Raw genomic sequence first — 13,595 nt, 5'->3', positions numbered from 1 at the left:
TCGATCGCGAATCCGGGGCTACTCGGCCGGGACCGAGGGACGGTCGTGCGTCCCGCGCAGCCGGACCTCGGGGAGCACCAGCGCCAGCAGCACCGCCACGACCATCACCGGCACGGCGGTGAGGAAGACGGCGGCCAGCGAGTCGCTGAACGCGGTGAGGACCAGGTGCTGCACCTGGGCGGGCAGCCCGGCGATCGTCGACATGGCGCTGGTCAGCTGCGACGGGTCGAGACCGCCCGCGGCACCGGCGGGCAGCGACGCGGCGAGGTGCGACGCCAGCTGCGACGTCATGACCGCGCCGAACACCGCGGTGCCGAACGTGCCTCCGATCGTCCGGAAGAACGTCGTGCCACTGGTGGCGACGCCGATCTCGCGCTGATCCACCGAGTTCTGCACGGCGATGACGAGCACCTGCATGACGTTCCCGAGGCCGGCGCCCAGGACGAACATGGCCAGGGCGACCTTCCAGTACGGCGTGTCCACCTGCAGGGTGCTGAACAGCAGCAGGGCGACCGTCGCCAGCACCGTGCCGATGATGGGGAACACCTTGTAGCGGCCGAACCGGGAGATCAGCCGCCCGGAGATGATCGACATCGAGAGCAGGCCGAGCATCATCGGGATCATCTGCAGCCCGGCCTGGGTCGGGCTGGCGCCCTGGACCACCTGCAGGTACAGCGGCAGGAAGATGATGGCGCCGAACATGGCCAGTCCCACGATGAAGCCGATGAGGCTGCTGACGCCGAACACCTTGTTGCGGAACAGCGACATCGGGACCAGCGGCTCAGGGACGCGCAGCTGCCGGCGGACGAAGGCGACGAGGAGCAGGACCGATCCGGCGGCCATCAGCAGGATGGTCGGGGACGTCCATGCGTACTCGCGCCCGCCCCACTCGGTGACCAGCAGGCCGAGGACGACGCCGCCGACCATGAGGGCGGCACCGATGTAGTCGACCCGGTGATCGACGCGGTGCTGCGGGATGTGCAGGACCGAGGCGAGCACGAAGAACGCGGCGATCCCGAGCGGGATGTTGATGTAGAAGATCCACCGCCAGGACAGCGTCTCGACCAGCCAGCCGCCGAGCAGCGGGCCCACCACGCTCGCCACGGCGAACACCGCGCCGAACAGACCGGTGTATCGCCCGCGCTCGCGCGGGGGGATGACGTCGGCGATGACCGCCATGACCAGCACCATGAGCCCGCCACCGCCGAGGCCCTGGATACCCCGGGTGACGATCAGCCAGCCCATCGACGTCGAGGCGCCCGCGAGCGCCGACCCGACCAGGAAGATCACGATGGCGGACTGCAGCATCAGCTTGCGCCCGTAGATGTCGGAGATCTTCCCCCAGATCGGGGTCGAGGCGGTCGAGGCGAGCAGGTACGCGGTGACCACCCAGGCCAGCTGGTTCAGGCCGCCGAGGTCGCTGGTGATGCGGGGCAGCGCAGTGCTGACGATCGTCTGGTCGAGGGCGGCGAGGAACAGCGTCAGCATCAGCGCTCCCAGCACCAGCCGTAGCCGCTGCCCGCCCAGCAGGTCATGCTCGGGGGCACCCTCGGCGACGAGGACGCGCTCGGGATCGGCCGCCGCGGACGGGTCGGTCTCGGGTGGACTGCTGCTCATGCATCGACTCCCTGAAGAAGGTCGTTCTCGAGCTCGGCGCTGAAGCGGCCGAGAAGCCGGGCGAAGGTGTCGCGGTCCACGTCGGACCACGAGGCGAGGACCCGCTCGAAGTCACGGACCCGGTCGACGATGGCCCGCTCGGCCCGCGCGCGGCCCGAGGCGGTGGCGCTCACGACGTGGGCTCGCCCGTCGGTCGGGTCGGCCGAGCGCTCGACCAGCCGTGCCTGAGTCAGCTGGCGAAGGTGCCTGCTGACGGTGGACTGGTCCAGCTGCATCGCCTGGGCCAGGTCGCACGAGCGCATCGGCCCCCGCTTGGACAGGTGCACCAGCATGGCGGTGGCCTGCGCGCCCTCCTGTCGCAGCAGGCGGCTGCGCTGCAGCACGCCGAGCAGGTCGGCCAGCGCTCCGACCGCGTCGGCGTTAGCCGGATCCGCCACGGCCCCCCGGGCCACCCGGCGCGGGTCCAGCGGTTCAGATGCTTGCACCATGCAAGTATCACCCCGGACGCCGGACGCCGCCATCCCGGTACGCCATGACGTGGCTCACGCACCACAGCCCGCGCTGTACCCCCCTGGGTATCCCGGCGATCCTCCGCTCACCCTCGCTGTCAGCGAGCGACGTCGCGCGGGGGTGTCCTAGGGTCCGGGAAGAACGGTGTTCGTGGGGTTGCAGCACGCGAGTGGGGTGACGGGTCCATGTGGGTCGTGGGCATCGGATCCTCGGCTGGGGGGGTCGAGGCCCTCCGGGAGCTGCTGCCCGCCCTTCCCGCCGGCGATGTCGCGTACGTCGTGGCCCAGCACATGTCGCCGCAGCACCCCAGCCTGCTCCTGCAGGTCCTCGGCCGGGAGACCTCCCTGCCGGTCCGGGAGATCGGTGACTCCACGCCGCTCGTCGCCGGTGAGGTCTTCCTGGCGCCACCCAACCGGGACGTACGCCTGCGCGGCGCGGTCCTCACCTCGGCCCAGGCCGAGCCGAGGATCTCCCCCCAGCCGAGCATCGACGCCCTGCTGACGTCCATCGCGGCGGAGGCCGGCCCGGCCGCGATCGGGGTGGTGCTGTCGGGGACCGGCTCCGACGGGGTGGCCGGGATGCGCGCGGTCCGGGCCGCGGGAGGTCGGACCTTCGCCCAGGACCCGTCCTCGGCGCGCTACCGCGACATGCCGGGCGCCTGCATCGACGCGGGCGTCGTCGACGTCGCCGCGGACCCGGTGGGCATCGGAGCGGCGATCGGCGCCGTGCTGTCCGGCCAGCGGCTGCCGGAGACGGTGGGCCGGTTCTCCGGGGACCTCGACCTGGCGGAGCTGGCCGCAGAGACCCGGCGGGTCACCGCCTGGGACATCGCCAGCTACAAGGACGGCACGCTGGGGCGCCAGCTCGCCAAGCGGATCGCCAAGCTCGGGCTGGGCACGACCGCGGAGTACGTGACGTACGTGCGCGAGACCCCCGCGGAGCTGGAGACGCTGCGCGACTCCATGCTCATCACGGTCACCGGGTTCCTCCGCGACCGCAAGTCCTTCGACGCCCTCGCCGACGCGCTGCGTCCCGTGGTCGCCGCGAAGTCGTCCGGACAGCCGCTGCGGGCCTGGGTCGCTGGCTGCGCCACCGGCGAGGAGGCGTACTCCGTCGCGATGCTCCTGGCGGAGACCGCGCGCGAGCAGGAGGTCGACACGCCGGTCAAGGTCTTCGCCACCGACATCTCGGACGCGGCCATGGAGACCGCGCGCCGGGGCACCTACCCGGTCTCGGCCCTGGCCGAGGTGCCCGAGGAGTGGCGCCGCCGCTACTTCACCGTCACCGGCGACCTGGCCCAGGTGGACAAGCGCCTGCGGGAGATGCTCGTCATCGCCCGCCAGGACGTGACCCGCGACCCTCCGCTGGTGCGGATGGACCTGGTCAGCTGCCGCAACCTGCTCATCTACCTGATCCCCGACGTCCAGGACCAGGTGCTGGCGAACCTGCACGCGGCCCTGGCGCCCCAGGGGCTGCTCTTCCTGGGCCGGTCGGAGTCCATCCCCGCCGACACCCCGCTGTTCGCCACGGTGGACGCCGCGAGCCGGGTCTTCCAGACCAAGCCGGGGAGCACGATCGCCACCTACACCGGCCTGCCCCGCACCCCGATCCTCACGCACCCGGTCCGCCGTCCGGCGGGCGGTCGCTCGTCCCGCGACCGCGTTCGCGACCGGCTGCGCGACACCCTGCTGGGCCAGTACGGCCCTGCGACGGTGCTGGTGGACCCGGACGGGATCCCGGTGCACACCGTGGGCGACGTGCGCCGGTTCCTCGCCATGCCGGACGCGGACGGCGACATGACGCTCGCCGGGATGGTCGTCCCGGAGCTCCGGACCGAGGTCGGCAGCCTGCTGGCACGCGTGCGCCGGTCCGATGCCACCCCCGTCGGCCACACCGTCGTCCTGCGGGACGCGGAGGGGCGCGCGGAGACCTGGCAGCTGCGCGCCCAGGCGCTGGCCGAGGCCGACGAGGACGACCCGTACGTGGCACTGTCCTTCGTCGCGGCCCCGTCGACCCGGGACGTCCACGACCGAGTCCCACCGGTCGTCGCCGAGTCGACCGGCGCGGACGACGTCACCGACCTGCTGCTGCGGGTCAAGGAACTGGAGCTGGAGCTGGCGGGCAGCCGCGAGCACCTGCAGGCGGTGGTCGAGGAGCTGGAGTCCTCCAACGAGGAACTGCAGTCGATGAACGAGGAGCTGCAGGCGTCGGGCGAGGAGCTCCAGGCCACGAACGAGGAGCTCGAGACGACCAACGAGGAGCTGCAGGCCACCAACGAGGAGCTCACCACCGTCAACGAGACACTCGAGGTGCGCACCGCTGAGCTCTCCGAGTCCAACATCGTCCTGACGAACATCCAGTCGTCCGTGCACACCGCGATCCTGCTGGTGGACCGCGACCAGCGGGTGCTGCGGTTCTCTCCCCTGGCCGTCAAGGCGTTCGGACTGGTGGCGTCGGACATCGGGACCCGGCTGTCGAGGCTGCCGACGAACCTGGACCTGGACGCGCTGCCGTCGATCCTCGACACGGTCATGGCCACCCGCGAGGGCGAGGTGCGGGAGGTCTCGTCCACGTCGGCGACCTACCTGCTGCAGGTGATGCCGTACGAGGAAGGGGGCTCCGTCACCGGCGCCGTCATCGCGCTGTCGGACATCACCGAGCTGGCCAACGCCCGGGCGGAGCTGTCGGTGCGCGACGAGGAGTACCGGATGATCGCCGAGACGGTGCCGCACACCGTCTACCGCGCCAGCATCGACGGGGACTCCCTGGGCTACGTCTCGGACACGGTCAGCGACGTCTTCGGCGTCACCGCGGAGGAGGTGCAGGCGGACCCCGGCCTGCTGCGCAGCCTGGTCCACCCGGACGACCTGGCTGCCGTCACCCGGGCCACGGCGGGCGGGGGCGGAACCGACTCGCCCCTGGACTACCGCGTGGTGCGACCGGACGGGGAGACGCGCACCGTCCGCGAGCTCAGCCACCTGGTCCTCGACGCCCACGGCCTCCCCCGGTACCGCGTGGGCACGATCCTCGACATCACCGACCTGGCCCGGGCCCGCGACGTCGCCGAACGCGAGCGCCGCCGCGCCGAGACCACGTTCAGCAGCGGTGGCACCCCCATGCTCACGCTGACCGCCGCCGGGGTGATCACCCGGGTCAACCCGCTGGTCCACGACCTGCTCCGCGTGGACGACGAGGGGGTGGTCGGCACCCCGCTCACGTCCTGGATCGAGCCCGCCGAGGTCCCCGAGACGGTGCGCCGGCTCAGCGAGGTCGCGGGCGGCGCCGACCCGGTGACGGCGCGCACGCACTACGTGGCCCGCGACGGGTCACTGCTCACGGTCGACCAGACGATCGCGTTCGTGGGGCTGCCCGAGGAGGGCAGCGACCCGGGCTCCGCGACCCTGCTGGTGTCGCTCCGCGACGTCACAGCGGCGGAGCAGGCCACCGCCATGGCGGCCGGCCACCTGGCGCAGCTCGAGGCGGTGTTCGCGGGGTCCAGCGCCGCGATGTCCATCACCAGCAGGGACGGGCACATCCTGCGACCCAACGATGCGCTGTGCGAGCTGTTCGGCTACCCGCGCGAGGAGCTCACCGGCATGCACTTCGCCCAGCTGACGCTGGCCGACGACCTGCCGGAGGAGACCAAGCTGTTCGGCGAGCTCCTCCGGGGAGACCGGGACCGCTACAGCCTGGTGAAGCGCTGCATCACCAAGAGCGGTGAGGTGATCTGGGGTCGGCTGACCGTACGCTCGGCCCCGCCCCTGCAGCCCGGCGCCGAACCGGTGCTCATGGCGACGATCCTCGACGTGACGCAGGAACGGCACCGGGAGCAGGCGGCCCTGCGGATCGCGCAGACCGACCCGCTGACCGGGCTGCTGAACCGGACGATCGTCTTCGACCGCCTCCGGCAGGCCATCCACCGAGCGCACCGCAGCGGCGAGCACATCTCGGTGCTGTTCATCGACCTCGACGACTTCAAGCTGGTCAACGACCGACTCGGGCACGAGGCCGGGGACGCGGTCCTCACCGCGGTGGCGGAGCGGCTGCGGGCGGCGACCCGGGAGAGCGACTCGGTCGCACGCCTCGGCGGGGACGAGTACCTCGTCATCGCCCCGCACGACCTGCACGAGCCCCCGCACGAGGGTGGCCGGCTGGCCCAGGAGCTGCTCTCCGTGATGTCCGACCCGATCCGGCTGACCCGCGCCTCGGCCGACCCGACGGCCGGCGCTGACGCGTCCGGAGGCGTCGAGGTGCAGGCGGCCGACGAGGGCACCGCGGTCGCCCTGCGCGCGCTCGAGAGCGTGTCGGAGGGGATCGACCTCGGGTTCGCCCCGGCCCTGGCCGTGACCGCCAGCATCGGCGTCGCGCACTACCCCAGCGACGGGGAGGGCGCCGACGAGCTCGTCAACCGCGCCGACCTCGCGATGTACTCGGCGAAGGGTCGCGGCGGCGACCAGGTGGTGTTCTACTCCGACCGGCTGCAGCACACCGCGAGGCTGCGCGCCGAGCAGCGGGCGGATCTGTCCCGGGCCCTGGAGCTCGGGGAGATCGTCCCCCACTACCAGCCCGTGGTGGACGCGCGAACGGGCCGGCCGGTCGAGCTCGAGGCGCTGGCGCGGTGGCACCACCCCGAGCGCGGCGTCCTCCCGCCCAGCGACTTCCTCGCACTGGCCGAGGACTTCCACCGGCTGGACGAGATGACGCTGCAGCTCCTCCGGCAGGCCGTCGCGGACCTGCCCGCGCTGCGACGTCGGTGGCCCGACCTGACCGTGTCCGTGAACCTCGCACCGGGTCAGCTCACCCACCCGCAGTTCCTGGACGAGGTGGTGCGCTGCCTCGGACCCGACCTGCGCGGGTGGACCGTCGAGGTGACGGAGGCGGCGGCGTTCAGCAGGGACGGTGTCGTACTGCGCTCGCTGGAGCGGCTCCGCGAGGCCGGGGCCGCGGTCGCGCTCGACGACTTCGGCAGCGGCTACTCCAGCCTCGGCCAGCTGCGCACCTTCCCGTTCGACGAGCTCAAGCTGGACCGCTCGTTCGTGTGCGAGCCGCCCGAGTCGTCGCACTGCGCGCTGGTCCAGGCGATGGTGACGATGTCCCGGGCCCTGGGCGCGGTGACCGTGGCCGAGGGAGTGGAGACGTCCGCGCAGGCGCGGGCGCTGACCGACCTGGGCGTGGACCGCCTCCAGGGGTTCCTCTTCTCGCCGCCGCTGGCCCAGCCCGACGTCCTCGCGTGGCTGAACGACGAGCGCTGGGGGCCGGACCTCCCCCAGGACGGCTGAGGGGAGCCAGGAAGCCCCATGGCCGACGCCTGGGCGGCCCCCGCCGACGAGGACGACTACCACCTCGGTCGGTACCTCGACGCGATCCGCGGCGGCGACCGACGCGCGGCCGTCGACGTCGCGCTCGAGCTCCTCGACCTCGGCGCAACCGCTGAGGACGTGGTCACCCACCTGCTGGCCCGGGCCCAGTCCCAGGTCGGCCGGGGCTGGGAGCAGGGCCGCTGGAGCATCGCCCTGGAGCATCGGGCCACGGCCATCACCGAGTCCGCGTTGGAGGCGACCGTCGCGGCTGCGCGGACGCTACCGGGAGCCGTCCCGGAGGGGGCGCGCGGACGGGCCACGGTCCTGTGCAGCGAGGGCGAGTGGCACTCCCTGCCCGGCCGGATGATGGCCGACGTCCTGCGGCTGCGCGGGATCGACGTCGAGTTCGTCGGGCCGTCGCTTCCGGCGCACGAGCTGACGGCCTACCTGGGTCCCGACCCCCCTCCGGTCGTCGCGGTCTCCTGCTCCCTGTCCCAGTCCCTCGTCGGTGCCTGGCACGCCATCACCACCCTGCGGCGCATCGGGACCACCGTGGTCGTCGGAGGGCGCGGTTTCGGGCCGCACGGACGCTGGGCCACCCCGGTCGGAGCCGACCAGTGGGCACCGACCTTCTCGCACGGGGCCGACCTGGTCATGCGCTCGCTCCGGGAACCACCCGCACCGTCTCGGGACACCCCGAGGGACGAGGACCGCACCGCCGAGGTCCGCTTCCTGGAGCGCTTCGGGGAGTCGATGGTGGAGCGGGCCGTGGCCGAGGCGGTGGCCGCCTGGCCGCAGGTCATGGCGAGGGACGCGGCGCTGAGAGCGACCCGCGAGGATCTTCGGGCCACCCTGCGCACGGTGACCGCCGCTGTCCTGGTGGACGACGACACCGTGGTCCTCGAGTTCACCGGCTGGTGCGAGCGCGTGCTCGGCGCCCGAGGCCTCCCGCTGGCCTTCGTCCCGAGCGCGTACGAGCTCCTGCTGCACCAACTGCCCACCGAGGTGGGCCGTGGCCGCGCCATGGCCGAGGCCGGCCGAGCGGCCTGCAGCGACGAGCCCCTCCCCCGGTCCTGACGCTGCTGCGCAGCCGCCACCGGACCGGGCCCGTAGCTCGGTGCCGCGGGAGGCGGGACCTTGGGCCCTGCGCTCCGCAGCCCGGTCCGCCGATGGGAAGGCGTGCCCTGCGGGCGCAGGACACGGCGTCGGGAGACGGTGATCACGATGTCCCGCAGGAACCGCCAGGACGACTCAGGCTTCAGCCTCGTGGAACTCCTGGTGGTGATCATCATCGTCGGGATCCTGGCGGCGATCGCGATCCCGGTGTTCCTGCACCAACGGTTCGCCGCCAGTACGGCGGCCTCGGAGTCGCTGATGCGTGCGCTGGGGATGGAGGCCTTCACCTCGATCGTGGCCGATCGTCCGGCGGACGACGTCTCGGCGGCGGTGGCGCAGGAGGCCGAGCGCTGGTCGGTCAACGGGGAGCCCGTCCGAGTGGCCGAGGGGCCCAGCGCCGTCTCGACGGACGATCACCACGTCGCGTCGGTGCTCGAGGCGGGTGACGAGGTCACCTGGGTCGGATCGGTCCTCGCGGACGACGGCTCGTGCCTGCGCGTCGTCGCCTCCAGCATCCACGGGCTCAGCGGCATCGCCGCCACCACCGACGGTGCCTGCACGCCCGTCCCCGGCACCGACGTCGGCGCCGCCGGCGAGGCAGGGCCGGCAGGGCCCGTCCGGGTGACGCTGAGCGCGGCCGACTTCGCCGCGGCGCTGCTGAACCCGTACAACAACCGGACCGGAAGGCCGGTGGTCTGGAGCGACGGGACGGTGCGGCTGCCCGAGGCAGGTGTGCTGCTGTCCACTCCCGGCGGGCTGGCGCTGAGCGACCTCGTGCTCAGTGGCACCGTGACCCCGTCGGCGGGCGCGCCCGGGGCGGGGCTCGTCTTCCGCGGCTCCCAGGGCAGCAACGGGCTGACCGGCTACGTCTTCCAGATCGACCCCGGCTACCTGACCAACGGCCGCCCGTCGATCCTGCTGCGCCAGTGGACCAACGGGTCGGAGTACTACCGCCCGCTCGGCCGCATCGAGGTGCCTGCGGGACTCGACCCCTACGCGGCCAACAACCTGCAGGTCACCGTCATCGGGAACCAGTTCGTCGGCACGGTCAACGGCCAGGAGGTCATGCGCGTCGACCTGCCCGCGGACGGGCCGCAGGGCACCCAGTACGGCGCCCGGACCTGGGGCACCGGCGGAGCCACCGTCTCCGGTCTGTCCGTCACCGCGACGTCCTGACCGCGCGTTCGCCCCACGCGGGACCACGCCTCAGCGTGGAGAGACCGGACGACGCCTCCAGCGGGCGTCGGTGACCGCCAGTAGCAGAGCGCCCACGCCGATGCCGGCCAGGAGCACCCACAGGACCCGGCTGGCCGCCCACGGCCCCTCGTACGGCAACGGGAAGAGCGGCAGCTGCCGGGCAAGGGGTCGCGTGATCGCCAGCCCAGCCGAGATGAGCACGACGTACGGCGCCAGGACGCGGCCGGGATGCCCACTCCCCCGCGAGCGCAGCCAGGCAGTCATGCCGCCGACGGCGACCATCGCCGCCAGGCCCTGAAGCACAAGATCGGATCGTCGCCCGAACAGATCGCCGCCGAGCACCATCACGGCGGCAACCCACACCATCGCGAGGACGGCGACACCGAGCCCCTGGGACGCCAGTCGCCAGCGCAGGTGCCGTGCCGCCGCGCCGACGATCTCCGCCAGCGGCTCGTCCAGGCACCAGGCGACCGCACCGGCCAGGGCACCCACCGCGACGCCCCCCAGCGCCCACGTCTGCCCGGGCCAGCGGCCGAGGAGGGCCAGCATGACGACGATCATGACCGAGCAGACCAGCACCAGCGCCCACGGGACAGCGACGCGTGCATGCGCGAGCATCACTCGCCCGGTGACGCGGCTGCCCCCGTGCTCGGGATCGGGTTGACCATCGTCTCCTGCACACCCGACGTCATGGTGATCACGCCGAGAACGACCGCGGCGATCGTGGTGACGACGATGCCGACCCGGAGACGCTCGCGCGGCCGCTCACGGTCTCGGTAGAGGGCGACCAGGATGCCGAGGGCGCACAGCGAGACGAGGTAGGCGACGTACCACTCCGGCGATCCGGTCAGGATCACCGTACGGTTCTCGTCGCCCTCGATCCCGAACTGGCCGCCGAACCACGTGAACGGCCAGAAGACCCGGACGTAGCGCAGGCCCTCGAGGACTCCTGGCTGCATCAGGACGTTCAGCGCCATCGACGCGATGACGAGCAGGACCCCGGTGACGACGGCGATGCCCCGGCGGGGGAACCACCGGGCCAGGTCGAGGCCGATGATCGGCCCCCCGGCGCAGCTGACCGCTCCCAGCGAGAACAGCCAGGCGTACGACCACGAGCCGCCGACGCCTCCGAACGGAAGCCCGTTCGGCGGGGTCACGGTGGTGCTGTACCTCCAGGCGGCCCAGACGAACCAGAGCAGTCCGGCGCTGAACGGCACGAGCACGGCCCATGCCAACGCCGCGGTGCGCGCCCGCATCCCGAGTGCCGGAGAACCGGACGCCTCGGCCAGGCGGTCGGAGCTTCGGGTGAGTCGGTACATCACCACGATGCCGAAGACGCCGATGAACAGGGCGGGGGCGAGGACGTAGGTGAGCCCGGAGTCCAGCTCGCCGGTGGCGTCCCGCCACTGTGCCGACAGGACGGCGGTGAGGACGACGCCGATGAGGAGCAGGGGGTGCCGGGCGTAGCGACCCGCCTCGGTGACGGCGAGCCGGCCGACGGCGGAGGCGGGCGCCGCGGACGAGGCGGGTACGACGGGCAGACGGGTGGCGTCGGCGCTCATCGGGCTGCTCCTTCCCTCGGGGTGCGTGACGGTCCCGTCATGAGCAGGTAGGCGTCCTCGACGGTGGCGGGGACGGGGGCGGCGTCCGCGCCCGGCCGACCGCCGACGGACCGCACGGATCCGGTGCCGGTGCGCCAGGACGCATGGCTGTCCGGCGCTGCCGACGCACCGACCCACACGTGCCCCTCCGCGGTCGCGACGAACTCGGCCACCCGACCGTCGAACAGCACGCATCCGTCGACGAGCAGGATCACCCGGTCACAGAGGGCGGCGACGTCCTCTGTCTGGTGCGTGGCGAGGAAGACCGTCCCCCGCTGCGCCAGCCCGGAGAGGACGTCGCGCAGCGACGCTCGCTGTTGCGGGTCGAGACCGGTGGTGGGCTCGTCGAGCACGATCAGCCTCGGGTCGCCGACCAGTGCCTGCGCGAGGGCGAGCCGCCGCCGCTGACCTCCCGACAGCTTCCGGATCGGCCAGGTGCGGCGGTCGCCGAGCCCCACGAGGTCGAGCACCCGGTCCACCTCACGGTGGCGAGCAGTGCCTTCCGCCCACTCCTTGAGCACGGCGATGTAGTCGACGAAGGCGAAGGCGGTCATGCCGCGCGGGAACCTCACCTCTTGCGGCAGGTAGCCGATGACCCGGCGAGCGGCGGTGCGTTCGGCGATGGACCCGGTCACCTCGTGCCCGTCCACGACGATCCGCCCCGACGTGGGGGGCATCGCCGAGGCCAGCAGGCGGACGAGGGTGCTCTTGCCGGCGCCGTTCGGGCCCAGCAGTCCCACGACTCCGGGCTCCAGCCGCAGCGACGTCGGCTGCAGCGCCTGCCTCGAACCGTAGGACTTCGTCACGTCGGTCACGACGGCCGTCGGCGCGCTCACGACGTGCCTCCGCCGGGCTCCGAGGGGGCGAACCGTGCGACCAGGATCGCCACGGCACCGATCGCGACGACGGCGCAGGCGGCCTGCAGGGGGAGGGCCGCCAGCCGACTCGCACTCTCACGACCGCCGACGACGAGGACGGTCAGCGCCCAGGCGGAGAACACTCCGGTGCTCGTCACCCACGCCGGCCACCACCTCAGAAGCACCAGCGCGACCAGCGTCAGGGAGAGGGAGGGCAACAGCCACGCGAACGCCACCGCGCTGAGCTCAGGCACCACCAGTCCCAGGACCAGGACGGGCGGAACGCTGCAGGTGACCACCACGAGCGTACGAAGGAGCAGCAGCCTCAGTTTCGACGCGGGAGTGGTCTCCGCGATCTCCCGGATCGGGTCGGTGCTGTCGTAGGCGGCAGCGACCCCGATCGCCGGCAGGAGGGGCGCCAGTGCCAGGTAGAGCAGGTCGGCGCGGCGGTCGCTCAGAGCCGCCAGCACGACGGTGGAGACGAAGGCCGCCAGCACCGACAGCGCCCACGGCAGTCGCAATGACCGGGACGCGCTGAGGACCACGGCGTCGGCGTCGGGCAGCCCGACGCGCCGCAGCTGCCGGACCAGCCACGGCGGATGCGGCCTCGCGATCTCCTCCCGGACCCCGGCCCACAGCAGGGCCAGGTCCGGAGCCGGGGCCAGCCGGGCGACATCCGCCCGGCAGGTGCCGCAGGCGGTCAGGTGGGTCTCGACCGAAGCCGACGCAGCCGCGTCAAGCGTCCCCTCCGCGTACCGCTCGACCAGGCCGGGGCCGACGTGCCACGTGGTCGCGCTCATGTGTACCTCCGGACCGGGGTGAGTCCCGCACGCAGAGTCGACTTGGCTGCGCGCAGCCGCCCTTTGACCGTGCCCTGGGGGATCCCGAGCAGCTGGCCGGCCTCCCGCGTGCTGAGGCCGTCGATCAGGGTGGCCTGGACGACCTGTCGCAGCTCGGGTGACAGGCGGTTCAGGGCCGTACCGAGGTCGCCGTGCTCGACGGCGACGAGGACCTGGTCCTCGGCGCTCTCGACCGGGGACAACGCCCCGTCGAGGGCGGCGTCCGAGGCCGGCACGGCCGACTCGCGCCGGCCGCGCAGGAGCGACACCAGGCGACGGATCGCGATCCCCCAGATCCAGGCGGCCACCTCACCGTCGCCGCGCCAGCTCCCGGCCGACCGCCAGACCGCGACGAACGTGTCCTGCAGCACCTCCTGCACGACGTCCGGGTCGCCCATCCGGTGACGCAGGCGGAGGGTCAGCCATGCGGCGTGCCGCTGGACCAGGACCTCCAGGGCCGACTCGTCCGCGGCGGCCACCCGGCGGAGCAGCTCGGCATCCGTCGGATCGTGCGTCGGGGTCCCGCCCATGCCCTGACTGTCGCAAACAAGGGCGTCC

At 72.8% G+C, this 13,595-nt stretch carries 10 protein-coding genes; 3 read left to right on the top strand and 7 right to left on the bottom strand.

The window, feature by feature from the left end; all coding sequences use genetic code 11:
• Window positions 1-18: 18 nt before the first annotated feature.
• Window positions 19-1,617 carry an MDR family MFS transporter gene (locus tag R2737_15710; protein MEZ5117706.1) on the bottom strand — a complete coding sequence of 533 codons (1,599 nt, stop codon included), beginning with the start codon at window positions 1,615-1,617 and terminating at the stop codon, window positions 19-21.
• On the bottom strand, window positions 1,614-2,105 hold the full coding sequence (locus R2737_15705; GenBank protein ID MEZ5117705.1) for a MarR family transcriptional regulator: 492 nt from the start codon (window positions 2,103-2,105) through the stop codon (window positions 1,614-1,616). The genes R2737_15710 and R2737_15705 overlap by 4 nt, the downstream gene beginning before the upstream one ends.
• A gap of 216 nt (window positions 2,106-2,321) precedes the next feature.
• Here R2737_15705 and R2737_15700 point away from each other — a divergent pair, with 216 nt between their 5' ends.
• The 3 genes from R2737_15700 to R2737_15690 all read left to right on the top strand — a co-directional run bounded on the left by R2737_15700 (window position 2,322) and on the right by R2737_15690 (window position 9,719).
• Window positions 2,322-7,406: an EAL domain-containing protein gene (locus tag R2737_15700; protein MEZ5117704.1), complete on the top strand. Its 5,085-nt coding sequence runs from the start codon at window positions 2,322-2,324 to the stop codon at window positions 7,404-7,406.
• An 18-nt stretch (window positions 7,407-7,424) separates the two neighbouring features.
• Window positions 7,425-8,504, top strand: a complete 1,080-nt coding sequence (locus tag R2737_15695; protein ID MEZ5117703.1) for a B12-binding domain-containing protein — start codon at window positions 7,425-7,427, stop codon at window positions 8,502-8,504.
• Between the two features lie 147 nt (window positions 8,505-8,651).
• Entirely contained in the window at window positions 8,652-9,719 is a 1,068-nt protein-coding gene (locus R2737_15690; GenBank protein ID MEZ5117702.1) for a prepilin-type N-terminal cleavage/methylation domain-containing protein, read from the top strand.
• A 30-nt stretch (window positions 9,720-9,749) separates the two neighbouring features.
• Here R2737_15690 and R2737_15685 read toward each other — a convergent pair whose 3' ends face one another.
• The 5 genes from R2737_15685 to R2737_15665 are packed head-to-tail and all read right to left on the bottom strand — an operon-like array spanning window position 9,750 to window position 13,567.
• Complete coding sequence (locus R2737_15685; GenBank protein ID MEZ5117701.1) at window positions 9,750-10,358, bottom strand: hypothetical protein; 609 nt, start codon at window positions 10,356-10,358, stop codon at window positions 9,750-9,752.
• Window positions 10,358-11,302 carry a hypothetical protein gene (locus R2737_15680; protein MEZ5117700.1) on the bottom strand — a complete coding sequence of 315 codons (945 nt, stop codon included), beginning with the start codon at window positions 11,300-11,302 and terminating at the stop codon, window positions 10,358-10,360. Before R2737_15680 ends, R2737_15685 begins: the two co-directional genes overlap by 1 nt.
• Window positions 11,299-12,177 carry an ATP-binding cassette domain-containing protein gene (locus R2737_15675; GenBank protein ID MEZ5117699.1) on the bottom strand — a complete coding sequence of 293 codons (879 nt, stop codon included), beginning with the start codon at window positions 12,175-12,177 and terminating at the stop codon, window positions 11,299-11,301. Before R2737_15675 ends, R2737_15680 begins: the two co-directional genes overlap by 4 nt.
• The gene (locus R2737_15670; GenBank protein MEZ5117698.1) at window positions 12,174-12,998 is read right to left on the bottom strand and encodes a hypothetical protein; all 825 of its coding nucleotides are present in this window, start codon (window positions 12,996-12,998) and stop codon (window positions 12,174-12,176) included. The genes R2737_15675 and R2737_15670 overlap by 4 nt, the downstream gene beginning before the upstream one ends.
• Window positions 12,995-13,567 (bottom strand): RNA polymerase sigma factor, encoded by a 573-nt coding sequence (locus tag R2737_15665; GenBank protein MEZ5117697.1) that lies wholly within the window; start codon window positions 13,565-13,567, stop codon window positions 12,995-12,997. The genes R2737_15670 and R2737_15665 overlap by 4 nt, the downstream gene beginning before the upstream one ends.
• Window positions 13,568-13,595: the final 28 nt, after the last annotated feature.

The sequence above is a fragment of the Candidatus Nanopelagicales bacterium genome, from assembly GCA_041393815.1.
GTDB lineage: Bacteria > Actinomycetota > Actinomycetes > S36-B12 > JAWKJK01 > JAWKJK01.
This window is presented reverse-complemented; position numbering and strand designations above follow the sequence as displayed.

Excerpts from the sequence above, each read along its gene's own strand:
- R2737_15710 (MEZ5117706.1), bottom strand. The coding sequence starts at position 1,617 with ATGAGCAGCAGTCCACCCGAGACCGACCCGTCCGCGGCGGCCGATCCC.
- R2737_15705 (MEZ5117705.1), bottom strand. The coding sequence starts at position 2,105 with ATGGTGCAAGCATCTGAACCGCTGGACCCGCGCCGGGTGGCCCGGGGG.
- R2737_15695 (MEZ5117703.1), top strand. The coding sequence starts at position 7,425 with ATGGCCGACGCCTGGGCGGCCCCCGCCGACGAGGACGACTACCACCTC.
- R2737_15690 (MEZ5117702.1), top strand. The coding sequence starts at position 8,652 with ATGTCCCGCAGGAACCGCCAGGACGACTCAGGCTTCAGCCTCGTGGAA.
- R2737_15685 (MEZ5117701.1), bottom strand. The coding sequence starts at position 10,358 with ATGCTCGCGCATGCACGCGTCGCTGTCCCGTGGGCGCTGGTGCTGGTC.
- R2737_15680 (MEZ5117700.1), bottom strand. The coding sequence starts at position 11,302 with ATGAGCGCCGACGCCACCCGTCTGCCCGTCGTACCCGCCTCGTCCGCG.
- R2737_15670 (MEZ5117698.1), bottom strand. The coding sequence starts at position 12,998 with ATGAGCGCGACCACGTGGCACGTCGGCCCCGGCCTGGTCGAGCGGTAC.
- R2737_15665 (MEZ5117697.1), bottom strand. The coding sequence starts at position 13,567 with ATGGGCGGGACCCCGACGCACGATCCGACGGATGCCGAGCTGCTCCGC.